22 protein-coding genes are annotated in these 23,179 nt (G+C 33.8%); 3 read left to right on the forward strand and 19 right to left on the reverse strand.

Annotated elements, in window-relative coordinates:
* Positions 1-155: 155 nt before the first annotated feature.
* From OZJ21_RS09510 to OZJ21_RS09530, 5 genes are all read right to left on the reverse strand, one after another.
* Entirely contained in the window at positions 156-1,070 is a 915-nt protein-coding gene (locus OZJ21_RS09510) for a DMT family transporter (protein WP_003708948.1), read from the reverse strand.
* A gap of 198 nt (positions 1,071-1,268) precedes the next feature.
* A complete protein-coding gene (locus tag OZJ21_RS09515) occupies positions 1,269-1,829 on the reverse strand; it encodes a GNAT family N-acetyltransferase (RefSeq protein WP_003707363.1) in 561 nt (186 codons plus the stop codon).
* 14 nt (positions 1,830-1,843) lie between these two features.
* Entirely contained in the window at positions 1,844-3,190 is a 1,347-nt protein-coding gene (locus tag OZJ21_RS09520; RefSeq protein ID WP_268857746.1) for a threonine/serine ThrE exporter family protein, read from the reverse strand.
* 270 nt (positions 3,191-3,460) lie between these two features.
* Positions 3,461-4,327 (reverse strand): GRP family sugar transporter, encoded by an 867-nt coding sequence (locus OZJ21_RS09525; RefSeq protein WP_101897932.1) that lies wholly within the window; start codon positions 4,325-4,327, stop codon positions 3,461-3,463.
* Between the two features lie 119 nt (positions 4,328-4,446).
* On the reverse strand, positions 4,447-5,013 hold the full coding sequence (locus OZJ21_RS09530) for a TetR/AcrR family transcriptional regulator (RefSeq protein WP_164479645.1): 567 nt from the start codon (positions 5,011-5,013) through the stop codon (positions 4,447-4,449).
* A gap of 133 nt (positions 5,014-5,146) precedes the next feature.
* Here OZJ21_RS09530 and OZJ21_RS09535 point away from each other — a divergent pair, with 133 nt between their 5' ends.
* Positions 5,147-6,370: an MFS transporter gene (locus OZJ21_RS09535; protein WP_109241560.1), complete on the forward strand. Its 1,224-nt coding sequence runs from the start codon at positions 5,147-5,149 to the stop codon at positions 6,368-6,370.
* Positions 6,371-6,405: 35 nt separating this feature from the next.
* Here OZJ21_RS09535 and OZJ21_RS09540 read toward each other — a convergent pair whose 3' ends face one another.
* The 4 genes from OZJ21_RS09540 to OZJ21_RS09555 form a co-directional block, all read right to left on the reverse strand.
* Positions 6,406-7,119: an aspartate/glutamate racemase family protein gene (locus OZJ21_RS09540; protein ID WP_268857747.1), complete on the reverse strand. Its 714-nt coding sequence runs from the start codon at positions 7,117-7,119 to the stop codon at positions 6,406-6,408.
* Positions 7,120-7,128: 9 nt separating this feature from the next.
* A complete protein-coding gene (locus tag OZJ21_RS09545) occupies positions 7,129-8,379 on the reverse strand; it encodes a carboxylate--amine ligase (protein WP_003708939.1) in 1,251 nt (416 codons plus the stop codon).
* Positions 8,379-9,911 (reverse strand): UDP-N-acetylmuramoyl-L-alanyl-D-glutamate--2,6-diaminopimelate ligase, encoded by a 1,533-nt coding sequence (locus tag OZJ21_RS09550; protein WP_268857748.1) that lies wholly within the window; start codon positions 9,909-9,911, stop codon positions 8,379-8,381. Before OZJ21_RS09550 ends, OZJ21_RS09545 begins: the two co-directional genes overlap by 1 nt.
* Before the next feature lie 137 nt (positions 9,912-10,048).
* On the reverse strand, positions 10,049-10,384 hold the full coding sequence (locus tag OZJ21_RS09555) for a hypothetical protein (RefSeq protein ID WP_003705646.1): 336 nt from the start codon (positions 10,382-10,384) through the stop codon (positions 10,049-10,051).
* 517 nt (positions 10,385-10,901) lie between these two features.
* Here OZJ21_RS09555 and spxB point away from each other — a divergent pair.
* Positions 10,902-12,788, forward strand: a complete 1,887-nt coding sequence (gene spxB, locus OZJ21_RS09560) for a pyruvate oxidase (RefSeq protein WP_268857749.1) — start codon at positions 10,902-10,904, stop codon at positions 12,786-12,788.
* A 59-nt stretch (positions 12,789-12,847) separates the two neighbouring features.
* Here spxB and mscL read toward each other — a convergent pair whose 3' ends face one another.
* The 6 genes from mscL to OZJ21_RS09590 all read right to left on the reverse strand — a co-directional run bounded on the left by mscL (position 12,848) and on the right by OZJ21_RS09590 (position 18,204).
* Positions 12,848-13,225 (reverse strand): large-conductance mechanosensitive channel protein MscL, encoded by a 378-nt coding sequence (mscL, locus tag OZJ21_RS09565; protein ID WP_003701438.1) that lies wholly within the window; start codon positions 13,223-13,225, stop codon positions 12,848-12,850.
* Positions 13,226-13,345: 120 nt separating this feature from the next.
* Complete coding sequence (locus tag OZJ21_RS09570) at positions 13,346-13,654, reverse strand: hypothetical protein (protein ID WP_268857750.1); 309 nt, start codon at positions 13,652-13,654, stop codon at positions 13,346-13,348.
* A 14-nt stretch (positions 13,655-13,668) separates the two neighbouring features.
* Positions 13,669-13,920: a TMEM175 family protein gene (locus tag OZJ21_RS09575; protein WP_223657280.1), complete on the reverse strand. Its 252-nt coding sequence runs from the start codon at positions 13,918-13,920 to the stop codon at positions 13,669-13,671.
* Between the two features lie 99 nt (positions 13,921-14,019).
* On the reverse strand, positions 14,020-15,942 hold the full coding sequence (gene asnB / locus OZJ21_RS09580) for an asparagine synthase (glutamine-hydrolyzing) (protein WP_044004262.1): 1,923 nt from the start codon (positions 15,940-15,942) through the stop codon (positions 14,020-14,022).
* 238 nt (positions 15,943-16,180) lie between these two features.
* Positions 16,181-16,963 (reverse strand): M23 family metallopeptidase, encoded by a 783-nt coding sequence (locus OZJ21_RS09585; RefSeq protein WP_081558931.1) that lies wholly within the window; start codon positions 16,961-16,963, stop codon positions 16,181-16,183.
* Positions 16,964-17,190: 227 nt separating this feature from the next.
* Entirely contained in the window at positions 17,191-18,204 is a 1,014-nt protein-coding gene (locus OZJ21_RS09590; protein WP_160993983.1) for a glycosyltransferase family 2 protein, read from the reverse strand.
* 147 nt (positions 18,205-18,351) lie between these two features.
* Between OZJ21_RS09590 and OZJ21_RS09595 the strand changes: the two genes are divergently transcribed.
* A complete protein-coding gene (locus OZJ21_RS09595) occupies positions 18,352-19,215 on the forward strand; it encodes an NAD(P)-dependent oxidoreductase (RefSeq protein WP_268857751.1) in 864 nt (287 codons plus the stop codon).
* A 50-nt stretch (positions 19,216-19,265) separates the two neighbouring features.
* Here OZJ21_RS09595 and rpsR read toward each other — a convergent pair whose 3' ends face one another.
* The 4 genes from rpsR to gyrA form a co-directional block, all read right to left on the reverse strand.
* On the reverse strand, positions 19,266-19,502 hold the full coding sequence (gene rpsR / locus OZJ21_RS09600; RefSeq protein WP_003701427.1) for a 30S ribosomal protein S18: 237 nt from the start codon (positions 19,500-19,502) through the stop codon (positions 19,266-19,268).
* Between the two features lie 21 nt (positions 19,503-19,523).
* Positions 19,524-20,075: a single-stranded DNA-binding protein gene (gene ssb, locus OZJ21_RS09605; protein ID WP_003708930.1), complete on the reverse strand. Its 552-nt coding sequence runs from the start codon at positions 20,073-20,075 to the stop codon at positions 19,524-19,526.
* A gap of 40 nt (positions 20,076-20,115) precedes the next feature.
* A complete protein-coding gene (gene rpsF, locus OZJ21_RS09610) occupies positions 20,116-20,412 on the reverse strand; it encodes a 30S ribosomal protein S6 (RefSeq protein WP_269148675.1) in 297 nt (98 codons plus the stop codon).
* Between the two features lie 212 nt (positions 20,413-20,624).
* A complete protein-coding gene (gene gyrA, locus OZJ21_RS09615) occupies positions 20,625-23,177 on the reverse strand; it encodes a DNA gyrase subunit A (protein ID WP_160993981.1) in 2,553 nt (850 codons plus the stop codon).
* Positions 23,178-23,179: the final 2 nt, after the last annotated feature.

Genomic DNA, 23,179 nt, shown 5'->3' on the forward strand with positions numbered 1-23,179 from the left:
ATTTATCAACGAGGATAATTTCAAGACTTTATTTTTGTTTTTGGCGATTTTAAGATAGGACCAATTTTCTAATTTCTGCAAATTTTAGCTTATTTTTGCAGAAATTCAAAAATTGGTCCTATGTTCAAATTCAACATTTTTACTTTTCAGTTATTTTATTTAACCCTTCTAAATCTTCGCCATATTACATTAAATGGCACAGCTTGAATAACTGTTGTTAAAACAATCAATAATGATCCAATAATTGCGGCTGTTGATAATTTAGTTCCTAATAAAGTAACAGCTAAAATTGTCGCAATCAATGGTTCAAAAGCACTTAAAATTCCAGTAACGGATGGTGCTATATAACGAATACTTTGTAAAAATAAGGTATAGGCAAACATCGTTCCAAATACCACAATATAGATCACTAACACTATATTGAATAATGATAAATGTGGTTGTTCCATTGTTAAGAACCATGGCAACATAATAATCCCACTAACAAACATCGCTAGCCCACATACTACCATCGCATCGTATTTTTTCAACAATCCACTTGGAAGTAATGTATATAATGTAGCAGCAACTGCACTCCATAATCCCCAAGCTAACGCAATTGGGGTTAGAGTTAGTGTATCTAAACGACCACCAGTTACTAGCAAAAATGTTCCCATTAATGCTACGACAATTGAAATTCCATCTACCCTTCTTGGTCTAATTTTCTGACCAAAAGCCATCCATAAAACGATCAATACTGGCTGTAAATATTGTAAGACTGTCGCTGTCGGTGCATTGCTATATTTAATAGCAAAAAAATAAGATAATTGCGAATTCATAACTCCGAAAATTGCGAATGCCAAAACCATTGCCATATTTTTTCGATCATGAATAATTTCATCGATTTGTTTTGAAGACTTAATTAATCCCCAAATTAATAATAGTAGTCCTGCACCTAATAATCTAACAGCTACTAACCACTCTGTTGTCACTGCATGTGTCATGAATAATTGCTGGGCTGCTGCTCCTGAACCTCCCCATAATGATGCTCCACCAGCAGCTAATAATATGCCCTTCGTTTTCATTGACATAACTTAAATCACCTCTTTTATTTTTACAATTTAGAGACCAGAATAACACTCTCACGTTGTCTTGTAAACAACTAATTGTCATTTATTTTATAAGTTTTTAACGGATAATTAAATGTTGTCATAAAGTGACATTTGATGTTATCTTTTATGTATTTTGGGGAATAAAAAACTGGCAGAAATTTTCTACCAGCTTTTTAATTATTCATCATCTTTTTCAACTCTTAATGGCAAATAATAAGCCTGTCTTTGCTTGAAAAATTCAGCCATTAAATCAACATATAAGTTAGGCTTAACCTTGCCTTGTGGACTAAGAAAGTCGTATCTTACTCCACCTTTTTCTACACTATAAAATCCAGCTTTTGTAAAACCATTACGTTCGTAAAAGTTTTGTCGGCGAATTCTTTGCTCATTGTTTGGAGCTTCTGGACTAGGTCTCTCAGAACTTAATCCCATTGTATAATCTTGATAACGTTCTTTGATTACTTCAAGAGCTTGACTACCATAACCATCGCCTTGTCTATCAGGATCTACTGCTAGAAAGAAGATATATGCTAATTTCTTTGTCAAAATTGTATAGAAGAAACCAACCCATTCATTTTCATCATAAAGACTACAAAATTCTGCTTTTCCTTCATTCGCTCTCATTTTCAATAACCACAAAGGAATTCGTTCAACTTTTGGAAAAACTTCCTCATAAACTCTCTTTATCTGCTTAAAATCTTGTGACTTAGTTGAAATCTTTTCTACTTTTAATACCAAATTATCTTTCCTTTCTAATCTTTATAACGCCATTTTTTATCAGTTAAAATACGTGCAGTAATTAATCCCAATGGTAAAAACATCACTATTAACGCTGCTTCAGTAAGCCAAGTTGCTCCCACATTAATTGAAGCAACTCCAATATTATATACAGCACGATACATATATAATCCAGGAACCATGATCACTATCGAAGGTACCGTTAAAGAAATACGTGGATACCCCTTAATTAGCGATGCTAATAAACCTGCAACTAGTGCAGCAATAAATGCGGCCGCTCCTGCTGGAATGCTGGTTAAATCCACTAATTCTAACCTAAGTGTATTAGCAATAGCTCCTATTATTCCAGCCCAAGTTGCCATCTTAATTGTACTATTAAACATAATTGAGAATCCAAATACTCCGACAAAACTAGCAGGAATCCGTAAAAGCATCATTGGTATTACTCCTAGATCTAATGGAATGAAGTTTACGGGTTTTAAATGAACTGCCATCGCTACCACCCAGCCTACTAAAGTAGCAACTGTGATAATCATAATCGCATACATCATTCTTTCTAAACCTGATCTCATATCAAGTTTAGCAATATCAAGTCCACTAGTAATAAATGGAAAACCAGGAATTACGAATAACATCGCTCCAATATATCCAGCTTCATGTTGTAATGAAACATGCATTATTGCTACTAAAGATTTAAAGGCTATCAAATAGAATATACAAGCAACTGCCACACTAACAGACACACACGCTAATAAAGTTATGCGTCGCTCAATCATTTTTCTACGAATATAATTTCCAAAACCAGCTCCTACAAAAGAACACAACATTTCTACTAGACCTCCACCTAGTAAAAATACGAAGGCGCAACATGCAGAAGCTGCCGCTAAACCAGCTATAATAGCAGTATAGTGTCCTGGCTTACGCTCAATTTCATCTAGTATTTCATGGATCTGTTCAGAACTCAGATCAGACCCACCTTTATTGAAGTCCATGACAAATTGTTCCATTTCTGATAATTTATCGGTATTTACACCTGTACTTGCTAAAGACAAGGCTTGTGTGTAGCCATGCCCTTCTTCATCAACACAAGTATATTCAATTGATACCAAACCTACATCAGCTGAACATGAAATATTTAACTCTCTGGCAATAGTATTCATAGAATCCCGCACTCGCCAAGCACCAGTTCCATACGACAGAAGCATAATCCCTACTCTTCCTACCAAGGTAGCTTTTTCTTTTAAAGTTGCCCTCTTAGCAGGAGTATTACTATTATCTGGCATAAAATTGTGCCATGGCATTTGCATATGATGATGCTTCATCACAGATTGCAACATACTATTGGCTTCTTCACCACTCATTTTAATCAACTCCAAACACCAATTGTTGTAACAAACTCAATTATATATCTTACAGAAAATTATGTCAGTCAAAGAATTTAATTTCAATCTTCAATTAGTATTTTTCTTGTTTGAAAGTTTAAAAGAGTTTAAAAGAATTTAAAATATAATACGAAGTTTAAAAGAGTTTAAAACATAATACGGAATTTAACAAAAAAACATCCCATAGTCATCAACTAATTAGCCAATAACTATGGAACATCTCTTGTTTTTAATTATTAATTTTATATTTTAGATAAAGCCTGTGATTATACTACCAACAACTAGTAGCACTAAACCAGCTAATGTGAAACCTAGTTCACGAGAAGTTTTACGTTCATGTAAGAACAACATTCCACCTAAAGTAGAAATAACTACACTCAATTGTGTGTAAATAAATGCACTTGAAGTTCCGTTTTCTTGAGCAGAGAAGATATATGCAAATGCTGCAATACCCCAAATTGCTCCACCGATCATACCAGCCCAACTTTCACGTGCTGTTAATGCAGATGTTTCTCTAGTAGCGAAAACAAAGATTAAAGCACCACACAAAATACCTAACATTTCAGGTAAGTATAATGCAGTTGGAGAAACATGTCTTACAGCTGGTAAGTTAGGGAATGAACTATAGATCCAGTAACCAACTGTTGTAACTAATAAGAATAATACATCCTTTACAGAAGCTGCTTCACTCTTGTTATCATCAGTTACCGCTGTTAAAACAACACCAACAACAACGATTGCCAAAGCAACAAGACCAATAATCTTAGCTGTTGTTCCACTCCAGTTACCTAGGAATAACATTCCAATTAAAGAGTTACCAACTAATTGGAAACCAGCTGAGATAGGCATAGTTGTTGTTACACCCATACGTTCAGGTTTCATAGAAATAAATTGTCCAATTTGACCGATTGTCCAGCAAGCACCTGCCATGAAAGCCCAAATGAAAGCGGAAGCTGTAATTGTTGGGTGCATGATAGCAAATACGATTAAACCAACCAAAGTAGCACCTAAACCGGTTCCAAGAATTTGATTAGCAGGACCACCGCCAGTTTTGCTAGCGATTAATGGAAAAATACCCCAACAAACAGCAGGTATCAATGCAATAATGATATTCAATTTTGTTCACCTCAAAAAACTTTTTCTCTCTCTATCTGAAAAAACAGACTATTTTAATATTATCCTATAAAGTTAATTGAAAATCAATGGTAAGGCTTACTTTTAATTGAATTTTAATTCTACGCAGTAATTGTCGCTATTGCTTCTTCTAAAGTAAATTCAAAGCTCGTTTGTGCTGGAACTAGTGCTAATTTGAATAAGCCCCACAGTTCATTTTGAGCATACCCAAATATCATAGCTCGATATAATCGTGCTCTGTTTATAACATCAACATCATTTTTAGCAAATGGTTCAATCAAACTTTCTAACAACTCTACTAAATCTTTAAAATGATTTCTTGCTTCTTCTTTTTGACTATAATCAATTCCACCAAAAGCCAAACGTGTTAATCGTGGCTGGATCAATAATAATTCATGTAGTTTACGACCATATATACGTAGAGCTTCTTTTCCAGAAATTCCTTGCAATTCTTCTTTAATCTGTTCAGCTAAACTATCTAAAAAATCATTAATTACTGCAATTTTTAGTTCTTCTTTATCGGCAAAATATGGATACATCGCCTGAGAATGTACCCCTAATACACCAGCAACCTTACTGAAACTTAATTTCTCAGCCCCTTCTTTATTTATAATCTCTTTAGCTGCTTCTATTATTTTTTCGGCTGATAAATTTCTTTTTTGTGTCATTTTTTATTCTCTCACTTGCATTTATTTATTATTAGGTCTATCATTACACTTTGTAAATTAATATAGTAATTATTTTACTTTCTTTACTACTATAAGCTATATTTCGATATTATACAAAGGAAAGGACTATTTTATGGACGAAGCACAACGAGAAAAAAGCCCATGGAAACGTAATTTATACATTCTATGGGTTTGTACTTTTATCGCTGGTATTGCTTTTAGTGAGCTTATGCCATTTATGTCTTTATATGTCAGTCAACTAGGACATTTTTCTAAGGCACAAGTTTCCTTTTATAGCGGTTTGGTCTATGCTGCTACTTTTCTAGTCACTGCCATCGTTTCTCCATTATGGGGAATGCTAGCTGATATTAAAGGACGCAAAATTATGTTAATTCGCGCTTCCTTTGGTATGGCCTTTGCTATGTTTTTAATGGGACTTGTCACTAACGTCTGGGAATTAATTGCCTTACGTGCCCTTCAAGGTTTATTTTCAGGTTTCATTTCAAATGCTCAAGCTTTAATAGCATCGCAAACACCTAGAAAGCATAGTGGGAAAGCTCTAGGAACTCTAGTCACTGGCTCAACTTCTGGAATGTTAATGGGACCTATCATCGGTGGTGTATTAGCCCAATTCTTTTCTATTAGAGACACTTTTTTTATCACCGCTTCCTTACTAGCCCTAGCAGGAATTTTATCTGCCACTTTAGTTAAAGAATACTTCGTACCTGTTAAACGAGAAAAAAATTCTAAAGAACATCGTGGTTTATTATCACAATTTCAAAACCCTCGGCTAATCATTGTTCTGCTTATTTCTACTATGATGGTTCAATTGGGGAATATTTCAATTGCCCCTATTATCAGTTTATACATCAAAGAACTTATGCACAATCAAGGCCCAATTGCCTTAGTGGCTGGTATTATTGCTGCTTTACCAGGTATTTCCAATATTATTTCAGCTCCACGTTTAGGAGCTTATGGTGATGCTCATGGATCAAATAAAGTTCTAATGGCAGGTTATCTTTTTGCTGTTATCATGTACTTCCCACAAGGATTTGTTTCAAGCATTTGGTTACTAGGAATTCTACGTTTCTTTATTGGTATTTCTGATGGGGCACTATTTCCTACCATCCAAACTTTACTAACAAAGAATTCTCCTGCATCAGCTACATCTGCCGTCTTTTCTTGGAATCAATCTTTCCAAGCTTTAGGCAATATGTTCGGCTCACTTTTAGGTGGTTCTTTAGCTGGTCTTTTTGATTACAATGTTGTTTTCATTTCTACCGCTACTCTACTACTACTTAATTTTTTAATTTTATGGTTTACTGAGCCAAGCTTACGTTTGAAATTTAATAGATAACAAAAAACCAGTGGTCGTTGCCCACTGGTTTTCTACTATTTATTCTTTTGTGTTTTTAGTGCTAATTCCAACGTCTTATCGACCAATACTGATTGACTATCGATAATTGGTAAATCAGTAATAGGTTCTCTCTCTTGAGCTAATGATAACTCTGTACAACCTAAAATAACCGCATCACACTTTTCATCTTTTACCATATCTTCAACTAATTCATAGAATAATTTACCATCAACATAATCTTTTTCTTTAATGTCATTATAAATTAATTCCATTGTCTTAGCTTGAATTTCAGCTGTTGGTTTTACTAATTCATAACCAGCATCTAAGATTTCTTTATCGTATACACCGTCATGTAAAGTACCGTTAGTTGCGACAATCCCTACTCTTTTAGTATTAGGATAATCTTGCTTAATTTGTTCAACCGCTAAACGTGGCATATGCAACACAGGTACATCAACTGCAGCTTGTAACTCATTATAAAAATAATGTGCTGTGTTACATGGCAATGTAAAGAAGTCTGGTTTTAAACCTGCTTGTTGTTTAAAATCTTCCAATAATGGAATCTTAGGATTTGGTTTACTATTATCTAAGATATAGGCTGTTCTATCTGGAACTGTTGCATGATTAACCAAAATATAATTCAAATATTCTTGATCATTATTAGCTGGTGTACGTAAATTCAACTGATGAATATAGCTTTCAGTTGCCATCGTGCCCATACCACCAATAATTGTAAAGAAATTTTTCATAAGTTTAGATCACCCTTTATTTTCTTTGAAATAACGATTGAAGTTCTTCACATAGTTATGATTCATCCACTTAATTAATAGCCAACGTCTAATATTCATATCTTTAGAATATTCGAAAGTTGTTCCGTAACGACCAGCTTTAATTAATTCCAAAGCTTTTTGCTTATCTTCATTATCCTTGGCATATTTCTTAAATACTTTCGCAGGCACACCTAACCATAAAGCGTGTTGTTCTTCATCTTTATTTCCATAGACCGTTTCTTGACCCTTTAAGCTATCTTTAACGTAGTCTTTAACAACCCAATCAGCTAAATTGTAACCATCTAAAGTTACAAAGAAACTACTTCTTCCTTGACGAAGATTAATTTCAAATAACTTATATGTGTTATCTCTTGTGTCGTACTTCATATCAAAGTTAGCATAACCAGTATAGTTAATAGCCTCTAAGAAATTCTTGATACGATTATAGATATCTTGATTAAAGTCTGGCAATATTGCAACATAGTTTCCGATTGCCGATGGTGCTGGATCTTCTAGTAAAGGATGTCCCATACACATCATCTTAACTTTATGATCTTTATCTACATAGGCATTTAATACGCGCATATGACTATCATCGCCAGGAATAAAGTCTTGTAAAATGAAGTCAGACTTATAGCCATTTGCATATGCTTGTTTCAAAACATAATCAAATTCTTCTCGATCCTTAATTCTAAAGGCTTTTTTACGACCTTCAAAATGAACGTCAAGCCATTCAACACTATTAGCTGGTTTCAATGCTACCGGATATTGGAATGGTTGTTCAATCTTGTCTCCACTGTCATGATCAGCTTTGGTGATGATTTTTGTTTTTGGATATGGTAAGTCATACTTGTCACACATTTCATAGAAACGTTCCTTATTATTTAAATGCTTCAATAAATCATAGTCAACGTAAGGACAAATAAATACATCTGACAATTCATCCTTATGCTTAGCAATCAATTCTGCATAGCCATCACCACAACCAATTAAGATTACTGGTTCTTCATGATCAGCGTAACGTTTCTTTATCTTACGCATTTCATTAATCCAAACTGGATCTTCAGAAAAACCATCTATTAATTCTAAGTCAACAATTTTTGTAAATCTTGTTGGTGCCAATTCTATTTCTGCAAATGCCTTAACTGGTTTATGGTATAGTTCATAAAAAGAACGTGCCATTCCGTAAACATTAAAATCGCTACCTAATAAAATTGGTGTAAATGCTGGTGCACTCATTATAATTCCTCCACAATTTTCTTTGCTACATTAACATCTGATGGATAAGGTACATCGACACCCTTTATCTTTTGATAAGGATCTTCTCCTTTACCCGCTAATACTACTATATCGTTATTAGTACTCATTTTAATGGCTTTCTCAATTGCCATTTCTCTGTCTAGTTCAAACTCTACTTTTACATTATCATGGTTGATATAACTATCAATTTCTTGAGCAATCTTCATTGGATCTTCAAAGCCTGGATCATCCGTTGTCAAAATCACATGATCCACTTCTTCACTAATTGCTTTTCCGAAACCTGGACGACGAGAAATACCCTTATCTCCAGGAGAACCCAAAACAGCAATTACTCGACCGGCATGAGTTTGTTGTTTTAAAAAGGCAAATAAAGCTTTTAAACTAGCATAATTATGAGCATAATCAACATAGATTGTACCATTATTTTTTGTTTTAATAATTTCCATTCTACCAGGAATATGTACTCTATCAAGTGTCTTGCGTGCATCTTCACCTTTAACACCTGCAAGTAAAGTAGCGATAATCGCACTAGTAGCATTTCCTTCGTTATAATCGCCTGGCACACTTAATTCATACTTTCCATCAACATGTAAGGTTTGAACTTTATCACTAAGTCCCTTAACCTCAATTACACTTTTATGCAAATCTTCAAAATCATTTTGATATTCAATATCTACTGGAATGTTGTCAGAAATTTGAGCACCCTTGCGTGCAAAAACATATATATCTTCTGGTTCTGTTGTTGCTTTTGCAGTATAGTAAACATCTCTCAAATAAGCTGTTTCTCCATTAATCACACAACGCTTAGAATTTACTAAGAGTTGTTCCTTACAATGAAGATAATCATCAAATGTTGGATGTTCATTTCTACCAATATGATCTGGTGAGATATTTAAGAATACCCCCACATCAAATGTAAGTCCATACACACGATTCTTCTTGTATGCCTGTGATGAAACTTCCATTACCAAATGAGTCATGCCATTATTAACTGCAGCTCTCATATCATGGAATAAATCAAGTGATTCTGGAGTTGTTAAATCTGATTTAAATCTTTGATCAGGTTCATTTCCCAACACTCTATCAATAGTTGAAAAAAGAGCTACTTTTTTATCTGTTGCTTTTGCTAGAATATGCTCCGCAAAATAAGCTGAAGTAGTCTTTCCTTTTGTTCCTGTATAAGCAATAATAAATAACTCATTTTGAGGAAAACCATAGAATGCTGCACCTAATAGTGCCATCGCTTTTTGTACGTTAGTTACAATAATACCTGTCGCATCCATTCCTTCAGCATACTTTTGTTCAGAAACATAGGCTGTTGCACCTTTTTCTAAAGCTGAAGTTAAGTAACTAGGTTTAAAATTACCTTTACAGAAAAACAAAGTATTATCTGACACTTTTCTTGAATCATAAGTTACATTTTCAAAAGTCAATTTTTGTTCGTTAACCACTTCTTTTAAGAGGTGGTGTTCATCCAATAAAGATAAAGCTGGGGTTATTTCTAATGCCATCAGCTCCTACACCTTCTAACTTTTTAAACTTGTCTCAAATATCTATTATTTCACGTTTTTGCTAAAAAGGAAATATTTGTTTGATACTTTTATACATTAATTAACTAACTTAAAAAAGATTAGCTTGGTTTTCCAAACTAATCTTCTTTCTTTTTAGATGCTCCACTAACTGCATCAGTTTCACCTGGTTGTGTGAATCTATATTCCACTTCATCATCGACTAGAACCACATGTAAATCATAGTCATCAATTAACCATGTATCTGATGGCATCAAATAAAAAGAGACACCATCTATAGTAACCTCAACACCTGCTGTCTCATCATTATCCAACATAATTCCCAAATAATAACTTGGAAAAACTGTTGGGATGCCACCATATATTTTAGTAAATATTTTTATTCTATCACCTTTTTCAAGGCGCATTTCTTCAATTAATTTACGTCCAGCTTCTTCACTAACTTTAAATTCCATATTGTACACCTCAAATCAAACTTAATTTAACCCTATCAATTTAATTATATCAAATAAGTAACCGATTTCAATTTAGTGAAAAAAGTAACTAAATTCTATACTAAAAACTCCAGAAATTGAGCTAATTTCTGGAGCATAAGATGAATGTTCTTGCTTTTTTGTCTAAGTGATAGTTTGAAAATAAGTAAAAGCGTTCATTCATGGAAGACATAGGGGGGATTAACATCGATTGATAGTAGTTTGAGTGTTTGAGTGAAAGTTTTACCAAAGATTGCTAACAACTATGACTTCCAGAGTACATTTTACCAGAGAAAAAGTAAAAAATAAAGGCTTCTTATATAAAAATTACACTTATAGTGAAATTTTGTCTATTTTCCCGTAAAAAGGACCTTAATTTAGATATTTTTATCCGTTTTTTATATTATTCTGTTACTAAAATTAATATGCTTTTTATTAGACTTTACCTTATTTTTTCCCTAAACTTTAAGTAAAATCACTTTTAGAGAGGTAAATTTTTATGCCTAATAAAATCAGTGGCGCTGATGCCATGTTAAAAGTTTTGCATGAATGGGGAGTTAATCATATCTATGGACATCCCGGTGGATCACTTGACTCTACTATGAATGCTTTACACAATCAACAAGATAAAATTAAATTTATTCAAGTTCGCCACGAAGAAGCTGGAGCCTTGGCTGCTTCTGCCAGTGCTAAGCTCTCAGGTAAAGTTGGAGTAGTATTAGGCTCTGCTGGTCCAGGTGCCATTCATCTTCTTAACGGACTACACGATGCCAAAGCCGATCATGTTCCAGTATTCGCAATCATCGCTCAAGTACCTACTACTAAGATGAATATTGATTTCTTCCAAGCTTACAATGAAGGTCCTTGGTTTGATAATGTTGCTTGTTGGAATAGAACAGCTATGACTGCTGAAAGTATTCCTAAACTTGTTGATGAAGGTATCCGTCAAGCTTATAAGCATCGTGGAGTCGCCACCCTAATTTTACCTAAAGACCTAGGATGGAAAATGATTCCTGATACTTTTGTTTCCAATGCTGCTAACCACGTTGAACCAATTTACCCTGAACCCAATCCTCAATCCATTACCGACGCTTTAGAACTGATAAAAGCAGCTAAAGCACCTATGGTTTACTTCGGTATTGGGGCTAAACATGCTGCTAAGGAATTGAAAGAAATTTCTGCTAAATTTAAACTTCCTCTAGTATCTTCTGTTCTTGCTAAGGGAATTATTGAAGATACCTATCCTACTTATATGGGATCAACTGGCCGTGTTGCTCCAAAAACCGGAGTAGAATTAGGATTTAATACTGATTTAATTCTCTGGATTGGTAACGATGTGCCTTTCAGTATCTTCCTTTTTAATCCTAAGGCTAAAGTCATTCAAATTGATATTGATAGTGAAAAATTAGGTAAACGACATCAAGTTACTGTTCCAATTCTTGCTGATTCTAAAAAAACATTGCAAGCCTTACTTAAACAAGGTGAAGAATTACCTGAAACACCATTCTACAAAGCTGCTTTAGCTAACAAAGAAAATTGGCTAGCATGGTTAAATAGATTTAAACACAGTGAAGATATCCCACTTAGACCTGAACCAGTTTTCGAAGTTTTGAATCAAGAAGCTAGTGATCAAGCAATCTTCACTCTTGATGTTGGTAATGTAAATATTAACTTTGCTAGACTTATGAACTTACATGATCAACAAAAATGGACTACCTCAGGCCAATTCGCAACTATGGGGTATGGTGTTCCTGCGGCCATCGCAGCTAAAATACTTTATCCAGATCGTGACGTATATAGTCTTAATGGCGATGGTGGTTTTGCTATGCTAATGGAGGAAATCATTACACAGGTAAAGTACAATTTGAATATTATCAACATTATTTTTAACAATAAGACCCTTGGCTATATCGAGGCTGAACAAATTGATGACACTCAACAACCTGTTTTTGGAGTCGATCTTCCTGATACTGATTGGGCAACAATCGCCAAAGGAATGGGTGCAATTGGGTATACAGTCTACACTTTAGACGACTTTAAAGAAGCAATTGCTGCTGGTAAAGAAAGTTCCAAGCCAATTGTAATTGACGTTAAATTTACTCGAGAGATGTCATTTACTACTGAGCATATGTATTTGGATCCTAGTTACCAAGATCCACAGAAAGTAGCTAGTTTTATCGAAAAATATCAAGCAACTACTTTACGTCCATTTAGTTATTTCCTAAAGCGTGAACTAGGGGAATCTCGCGATGATTTTAACTCCGCGATGCAAAATGTTTTTGATGTAATTACAACACCATCAACCTTACCGGAAAATTATGACCAAAAGAAAAAAGAACAAGATCAAATCATCCCAGATGCAGTTTCTGGAGCTTCCGAGTACTAAAAAAATCCTATGAAATTGGGTTAATTCCAATTTCATAGGATTTCTTTTATTTAAACTTATTATTTATCAAGTTTCTTTAAAGAATCTCTAATTTCTTCTAATACTTCCAATTGAGGATCTTTAGGTGCTGGAGCTTCTTCCTTCTTGTCTTGACGTAACACTTTGTTGATACCTTTTACCATTAAGAATACAACAAAAGCAATAATCAAGAAGTTAATTACCGCATTTAAGAAACTACCAACTCTAAATGTCGCATTGCCAATTTTAAATACTAAATCAGAAAAATCAATTGCTCCGACAAATAAACCTAAGAAAGGATTAATAATATACTTAACTAAAGAATTAACAATAGCTGTAAAAGCACCACCGATGATTACCCCAACTGCTAAGTCCATTACATTACCACGAGATATGAATTCTTTAAATTCTTTTAACATAAATAATCACCTCTCTAATGATCGTTATTACAGGTTGATATTATATCATGTTGTTCACAATAATTAAATCTTTAATTATTATTTTATATAATAGTTTTTCTATTTTATTAGACCATCAATTTATGGATTATAGAATTTTTCGATCCTTCTATCTGGAATAACCCATAGTAAAGTAGGAACAAATAGTAAAACGTAACTTAAAATTGGTAAGAATAGAGCACAAATTGTAATAGTTAAATATAGTATGATTGATATTTTTCCTTTTAAGTCTCTACCAAATATTTGTTTAAGTTTAGAATGTTTTTTATGCTGTTTCAAAACCTCAATTTGTAATAAATAGTAAGAAATAGCACACATGAATAAAATAAATCCATAAACAAAGGTTGGAGCAGTCCTAAATGGATATGCTCCTAACCATTTTGTTGCCATAGGCAATAACGACATCAAAATAACCAGTGCAAATTAAACCATAGTATTTTTCCTGATACTTTTGATAGGGTTGATACTAAATGATGATGGTTATTCCAATAGATACCTACATAAAGATAACTAAGTATATATGCAATAAAAGTTGGAATAATTGATTTAATTGCATCGAATGTTGCACCATCAGGCATATGCAACTCTAATACCATAATTGTAATTATAATTGCTAAAACTCCATCACTAAATGCCTCCATACGATTTTTAGGCAAAATACTCACTTCCTTTCTCTGCTATCTTAATAAGGCCTTTTTTAATCAGTCAACAAAAATAGCCGTGAGAACTCTCTCACGACTACAATATCTTATATTTTAAGCTTCTGCAAAATTTTGTTCATTTGCATGTGCTTTAACATTGTTAAAACGAATTTGATCCCTAATGTCATGTTCACAGTCTTCAGGGAAGTATACTTGATACCACAAAATAAATGTATAGATTGTAAAAATCTTTTGCATACTTGATTTACCATTCAAATGTTCTTTGAAGATTTCAAGTAATGCATCAGTATCAAAGAATTTCTTGGCAACATCAGATGTGAAAGCATCTTCGATCATTTTCTTATATTTAGGTTCTTTCATCCATTGAGCAACTGGAGATGGGAAACCTAATTTTTCCTTATTAGCAACCTTTTCAGGTAATTCTGCTTGTGCTGCTTTACGTAAGGAAATCTTAGTTGTATCTCCTTGAATACGAGTCTTAATTGGCATTGTAGCTGCAAATTTTGCAACTTCACGGTCAACCAATGGTGTACGAACTTCAAGTGAGTTTGCCATACTCATGCGATCAGCTTTTTGTAAGATATCAAATGGTAACCAAGTGTTGATATCAAAGTATTGCATTTGTGTCATTTCATCTTTATCTTTTACTTCATCAAAGATGTGCTTTGTATATGCACCTGTATCAACATTTAAACTCTTATCTTTTAAGATTTTTTCACGTTCATGGTAGTTATAAACATAGTTTACACGGTAGTAACGTTCACTCAATGGTTGTGCACCACGAACTAAGAAACGTTGACCATGGAAACGAGGTAGGTTTTCAACTGCTTTAGCTAAACCTTTACGTACAAAGCCTGGTACCCATTTTTGATAACGTTCGAATGGACCAGCTTCAAGGTATGTATTATATCCACCAAAGAATTCATCTGCACCTTCACCAGATAAAGCAACCTTAACGTGTTCACGTGTACCTTTTGATAAGAAATATAATTGCATAGCAGATGGATTAGATAATGGTTCATCCATGTAATACATGATTGTTGGTAAAATACCAAAATAATCATCTGCGTCAATCTTGATTGGTGTATTCTTTTGACCGATTCCTTCAGCAAAATCATGCGCCCAATCAATTTCACTATATTTAGAACGATCATATCCTAATGTAAATGATTGAATGTGTTGCTTCTTAATTTTTGTTGCTTCATTAAATACATAACTTGAGTCAACACCACTAGATAAGAAACTACCTACTTCAACATCCGCAACCATATGTGCATCAACAGATTCACGTACTAATTTACGAATTTGACTAGCATCGCTTTCTACTGTTTGTGAGTTGTCAATCTTATCATAATTAAATTTATAATATTGATGCACCTCAGTCTTGCCATTCTTATGAATTACATATTGACCTGGCATAACTTTATAAACATGTTTAAACATTGTTTCCTTGGAAGGAATAAATTCGAAACTCAAATGAATAGGTAATAGTTCCTTGTTGAATTCCTTCTTGAAGTTTGGATGATCTAAGAAAGCTTTGATTTCAGAAGCCCATAAGAATGTTTCACCATCATCATAGTAGTATAATGGTTTAATTCCAAAATGATCACGAGCTAAAAATACTTCGTTTTCTTTTTGGTTATAGATTGCGAAAGCATACATACCTCGAGTCTTTTGAAGTAATTCTGGACCCCAAGCATCATAGCCATGAATCAAAACTTCTGAGTCAACTTCTGTTCTAAAATTATATCCTAATTCTTTAAGTTCTTTTCTAATTTCTTTGTAGTTATAAATTTCACCATTAAAGGTTAATACTTTGGTTTGGTCTTGGTTATACATAGGTTGTTTACCATGAGCTAAGTCAATAATTGATAAACGACGAAATCCCATAGAAATATTATTATCTCTAAAGAAAGCTTCATCATCAGGTCCACGATGACGAATTCGATTAGCCATCTTTTCAATTACATCATCTTGGACATCTGTTTGGTTAACATAACCGACAAATCCACACATATTTGTTCCCCTTACCTTCTATAATTTGTCCTAGAATAATTCTAGTAACTTATTTCATATTAATATTACATACGCATACATGTACGTACACAGTAATAATTGAATTATAGCACTTATCCCAGTAATTATACAAGAAAGGATCTCACTAGGAAAATATCTTATTTTTTTCTTTAGAATATTAAAAATATCCCTTGGTTATTAGTAATTTATCTAATAACTAAGAGATATTTGAATCTTCTTACTGTATTTGTTGTAACGCTTGTCCAACTGTTACAAAGTTGTTGCCATCTGAAATCGATGCAGGTTGTTCACTATTAGAACCATACATATTAGTTTGTTCATCAATCCAATTATTTTGATTATCATCAATACCAAACATCTCAGCTGGTGAAATAAAATCAGTTGTTGCTGCAGTTTCAGAATTAGTTGGTAATGATGGCATTGGATATGCATTATTAATGTAGTTTGAAGCATTCTTAAAAGCTCCAATATGTAAATGAGGAGCATAACTATTATAATCTGGAGAAGCACCGGTTCCTCCAACAGTACCTACTTGTTGTCCGCTTGTTACTTGTTGCCCTTTAGATACTGTAATAGATGCTAGATGTTGGAAATATACAGCTGTATTAGATTCTTGGAAATATACGATAACTACATTACCTTGATCTGGAAGAAAGCCTGTATAACTAACAACACCGCTATTAGTAGCTAAAACTGGAGTACCTTGTACTGCCGGCAAATCCCAACCTTGGTGATATTGAACACCATCTATACTACGCCAGCCCATTCCTGAAGAAATTTGTAAATCATTTACACTAACATTTGGAAATGGTGAACTACTATTGCTTATTCCTTTAATTGCCGTTTGATTAATTGTATCTGCACTTACTTTTGAAAAAAATGTAGAGTGTTTCACAGTAGCTTTCTGAACATTCTTATGTTCTGTCATCGCAGTCTTAGAAATGTGCTTATTTTGCATCATTCCAGTAACACCAATTGAAGCTAACACTGCACTTGCCATAACTAGTCTTTGTGTTATTCTCAAAATTATTTGTCCCCTCTGTTTATTTCTATATATGTTCTTACTTTAAAAACTATCCAGTATTCATTGTACTAAATATGCCAATAATATGTAGCTTTTTCAATTAATCGTTAATCAACTGAAATATTTCACTTAGTTATTTTACACTTGGTTTACAAAGTATTAAAAAATGATTGAACTTATAATCTGTTCAATCATTTATATAATCAATTAAAGCCATATAGTCTTTGAGCTACTTTATAAACATCTGTAGCTAATTTCCTACCAAATTTTCCCGGAAGATTAACACCTATCCCAAATAGTCTTCTTCGTAAAATCCTGTATACATCGTCATATTCTTTTAAATAATTCCATAAATCATCTTTTAAATCCAAGTATTCTTTTGTATTTCCACGAATCAAAAGTATCGACGAAATAGTCGTAATAATTTCTAAATATCTCTTCATGTATTTTCCTACGTCAGAATTAACATCTATATTCTCAGCATAAAATTTTATCATTCTTTTATTAACATACAATTGTTGGTCTATTCGTTTGAGCATCACTTTTTCATTAACTGATTGATCTTCTCTTCCAATAAAATAGTGATACAAATCAACATCTAAATAGTACATCTTTTTAACATAAGGCAATGGCTCAAATACATAAAGGTTATCTACATAGAATTTATACTTTGGTAATTTTAATTTAGCTTCTTTGGTTACTAGACTAGTTCTATATATAACCGCATGCATCAAAAAATATTCTCCATACAGTAAATGTACTTTGTTCCACGTGAAACTTTTATTTTTTGGTAACCATCGATACTTAATTACCTTTTTATGTCCTAACTCCACTTTATCGTAAATATAATTACAAATTAACATATCAATTTCTTCATTTGATTCTTCCAAACTCTCTAGGAAATTCAGAACTTTTTGATATGAATTTAAATCTAGCCAATCATCACTATCAACAACTTTTACATACTTTCCCTTTGCTAAATACATTCCAGTGTTTACTGCTTGCCCATGTCCTCCATTTTCTTGATGAACAGCCTTTACTTGCTTGGGATATGTACGTTCATATTTATCTATAATCTCAGCTGTCCTATCTGTCGAACCATCGTCTATTAATAAAATTTCAACTCTATCATTTCCGGGAAATAACGACTCCACACACCGATCTATATAATCTTGCGAATTGTAACACGGAACTACAATACTCAATAATTTTTCCAAATAATTCACCTATTCTATTCACTATTAAAAATTAGATCATGTTAAATTCTAACATTACTCTCTTATTTCTTCCATAAGCATTATTTCTTTTTGCAAAATTTATTAGTGTTAAAATTAAGGTAGCGTTATAGAAAGAAGGTACCTTATATGAAAATAGGTTTTATTGGCACTGGTGTTATGGGAAATGCTATTTCCGTTAATTTGTTAAAAGCCGGCTATGAAATGGTTGTATATAATCGAACTAAATCTAAAACTGATAATTTAGTTTCTTTAGGTGCTAGTTGGGCTGACTCACCCAAAGAAGTAGCTCAACAAAGTGATATTATCTTTACAATGGTTGGATTCCCATCAGATGTTGAAGACGTATACTTTAATTCTGAAACTGGAGTTTTCGCAGGAGCTAAACCACAATCTATCCTAGTTGATATGACTACTAGTCGTCCTTCTCTTGCTCAAAAGATTTATCAAGAGGGTCAAAAAAGAAATCTCTTTGTTTTAGATGCTCCTGTATCTGGCGGTGATGTTGGAGCAAAAAATGGTACTCTGACTGTTATGGTTGGAGGAGATAAAGAATCATTCGATAAGCTTACAGATGTTTTTGAAGTTATTTCTCAGAGTTATCACTTATTTGGCCCAGCTGGTTCTGGACAACATGCTAAAATGGCAAATCAGATTATGATTGCTGGAACAATGACTGGATTAACTGAAATGCTCGTCTATGCTAAAAAAGCTGGACTAGACTTAGATTCTATTCTTACTACAGTAGGAGCTGGATCAGCAGCCAACTGGAGTCTAAATAATTACGGACCTAGAATCTTAGCATCTGACTATACTCCTGGATTTTTTGCTAAGCATTTTCTCAAAGATTTACGTATTGCTCTAGATTCTGCTAAAAACATGGGTATCAGTCTTCCTGCGACAGAAAAAGCTGAAGAACTTTATCAAACAATGGTTGATGAATTTAAATTAGGCAATGATGGTACTCAGGGATTAATCAAGATATACGATTAAAAAAGACACTTAACAATGTATAAACATTGTTAAGTGTCTTACTTTAACTATTAATCTTCAGCAACAAATGGCAATAAGCCCATGATACGAGCACGCTTAATAGCAACTGTTAACTTACGTTGGTTCTTAGCACTTGTACCTGTTACTCGACGAGGTAAGATCTTTCCACGTTCAGAAATGAAACGACGTAATAAATCTGTATCCTTGTAGTCGATGTATTCAATGTGATTTGCTGCGATGTAGTCTACCTTACGGCGACGACGTCCGCCTCTACGTTGTTGAGCCATGTTATTCCCTCCTCACGCTTACTAGAATGGCAAGTCATCATCAGAAATATCAATAGATTGTCCATTATCAGCAAATGGATCAGCACTATTATCTGCTCCATTATTTGATGGTGTATTTCCACCAAAACTATTATTTTGTTGAGAATCACCAAATGGATTGCTATCAAACTGTGATGCTTGATTTTGCGAAGGAGCATTATTTCCGTAATTATTTTGTGTCATTCCATGTTGTTCACGATAACGATCTGCTTCGGCACGTGATTCCAACAATGAGAAATTCTCAGCTACAACTTCTGTAACATATACTCTTGTTCCTTGTTGGTTTTCATAAGAACGAGTTTGAATTCGTCCGTCAATCCCAACCAATGAACCCTTATGAGTAAAGTTGGCAAAATTTTCTGCTGGTTTACGCCACATTACACAGTTAATAAAATCAGCTTCACGTTCACCTTGTTGGTTAGTAAATTGACGATTTACAGCAACAGTAAATGTAGCAACCGCAGCTCCAGAAGCCGTGTAACGTAAATCAGGATCTCTTGTTAAACGACCTACTAGAATAGCTCTATTAATCACAGTAACTCCTCCTTAATTTTTTATATCTCTTTTAAATTTATTAGTCTTCACGTTTAACGATCATATGACGTAAAATGCCATCATTAATCTTTGCAAGACGGTCAAATTCGTTGATTGCATCTGCATTTTCAGCCTTGATGTTTACAATGTGGTAAATACCTTCACTGAAACCACCAATTTCGTATGCAAAACGACGCTTAGACCAGTCTTTTGAGTCTACGATTTCAGCACCGTCGTTCTTCAAAATGTTATCAAAACGTTCTACTAAAGCAGTCTTTGCTGCTTCATCGATAGCTGGGCTGATGATGTAAGTAATTTCGTAATTTGTCATGTCTATTTGCACCTCCTTATGGACTTATGGTTCTCTGTTCTCCTTTGAACAGAGAACAAGGATTAATTTGAATGATATACATTCACGAATTAAAATTATATCATGATTTTAATCGTTTAGCAAGAGTTTTCCTGATTTACCCTACTAATAATTAACATACGTAAAATAAAAATCTTTTCAAAAAAAAGATTGGGATATTTTCCCAATCTTAAAAAATTCTATTCACCATCTTTTTGAGCAGCATCTAATAATCTAGCAACATCGCTATCTTTTGTATCATCACTAATTTCAGTGCTTACTTCTTGAGTTGTTTCTTCACTATTTTCGTTTTCGTCTTCTGGCTCAACTTTTGTCATTGTCGATACAATAGAATCAGCACCTAAATTAATTAATCTTACACCTAATGTTGCTCGTCCTGTTTCAGATACATCGCTAATCTTAAAGCGTATCATGACACCTTTATCAGTAATAACCATGATATCTTCATCACCATTTACAGTTGTTAGTCCTGCCAACGGTCCATTCTTTTCAGTGACATTTGTTGTCTTTATACCTTTTCCACCACGGCCTTTAATTGGATACTCACTAGCAGCAGTTTGCTTACCGTAGCCATTTTCAGAAATAACGAAGACTTTACTTTCAGGTTCAAGAATTGCAGAACCTATAACATAGTCGTTATCACGAAGACGGATACCTCTAACACCAGCGGCAGAACGACCCATTGATCTGATATCTTTTTCATCGAAAGATACAGCATAACCTTGATGAGTACCGATGATTATGTTCTTAGAATCATCGGTAGCTAGGACATTTATTAATTCATCACCATCACGTAAAGTTATAGCCTTCAAACCATTTTTACGGATATTTCCAAATTCACTGACCGAAGTTCTTTTTACCGTTCCTTGACGTGTGATAAAGAATAGATACATTTCCTTGTCAGTTTGAACTTTATCTGCAGGAATATTTATCACTGTTTGAATTTTTTCATCTGCAGAGATATCCAATAAATTAATTACCGGAATTCCTTTAGCAGTTCTACCATATTCTGGAATTTCATATGCCTTCATCCGGTATACTTTTCCAACATTTGTAAAGAATAGCAATTCATCATGAGTTGAGGTCGTCAATAAATGTTCAATGAAGTCATCATCATGAACTCCCATACCTTGAATACCTCTACCACCACGATTTTGTGCTTTAAAATCACTAGTTGGTAGACGTTTAATATAGCCATTATGTGTTAATGTAACTACTACATTTTCTTCTTCGATTAGATCTTCATCTTCAATACTTAAAACCTCACCAACCATCAATTCAGTGCGTCTTTCATCACCAAATTTTTCTTGAATTTCTAGTAGTTCTTCATAAATGATCTTATCGATTCTTTCAGGCTTAGCTAGAATATCTTCATAGTCTGCAATTGCTGCCATTGTCTTCGAATATTCGTTTTCAACTTTGTCTCTTTCAAGTCCTGTCAAACGTACTAAACGCATATCTAAGATAGCTTGAGCTTGTTTATCACTTAATTGATATTCATTCATCAATCTATCTTTAGCTACATCTGGGCTTTGAGAACCACGAATGATATTAATGATGGCATCAATATGATCTAAAGCTATACGTAATCCTTCTAAAATATGAGCTCTTGCTTTAGCTTTCTTTAATTCAAACTCAGTTCTACGACGAATTACTTCTTCTTGGTGTTTCAAGTAGTATTGTAGAATTTGCTTCAAGCTAAGAATCTTTGGTGTTCCATTAACAATGGCCAACATGTTAAAACCAAAAGTAGTTTGCATTAATGTTAATTTATACAAATTATTTAATACAACTGAAGCACTAACATCTCTACGAACATCAATCGTTACACGCATACCTTCACGATCTGATTCATCTTTAACATCAGTAATGCCTTCGATTTTCTTTTCACGTGCTAATTCTGCAATACGTTCAATTAATCGAGCTTTATTTACCATGTATGGCAACTCGTGTACAACAATTTGTTGTTTTCCATTAGCTTGCTCATCAATTTCAACTTTGGCACGTAAAGTAACAGTACCCTTACCTGTTTCGTATGCTTTTCTGATACCAGATTTTCCCATTACAATTGCGCCAGTAGGGAAATCTGGTCCAGGGATTGCCTCCATCAAATCAGCTGTAGTTACATCAGGATTTTTCATTAACATATGAATTCCGGAAATAACTTCTCCCAAATTGTGAGGCGGGATATTTGTCGTCATACCTACAGCAATACCTGTAGCCCCATTAACTAGCAAATTAGGAAAACGTGCTGGTAAAACAACAGGTTCTCTTTCAGTTCCATCGTAGTTTGGTTGGAAATCAATTGTATCTTTATTGATATCACGGAGCATTTCTAGAGTAATCTTTGACATTCTAGCTTCTGTATAACGCATCGCAGCAGCACCATCACCATCGACAGAACCAAAGTTACCATGACCATCTACTAACATATAACGATAACTGAAATCTTGTGCCATACGTACCATCGATTCATAAATCGCAGAGTCACCATGTGGATGAAATTTACCCATTACATCACCAACAATACGTGCGGATTTCTTATATGGCTTATCAGGAGTAACCCCTAATTCATTCATTCCATACAAGATACGACGATGAACTGGTTTTAAACCATCGCGTACGTCAGGCAAAGCACGAGCTACAATAACACTCATCGCATAGTCTAAAAACGATGTACGCATAACTTTAGATAAATCAACGTCTTTAATTCTATTTGGTAAATCTACCAATT

The organism is Ligilactobacillus sp. UO.C109, from assembly GCF_026847815.1.
Classification (GTDB): Bacteria; Bacillota; Bacilli; order Lactobacillales; family Lactobacillaceae; genus Ligilactobacillus; species Ligilactobacillus salivarius.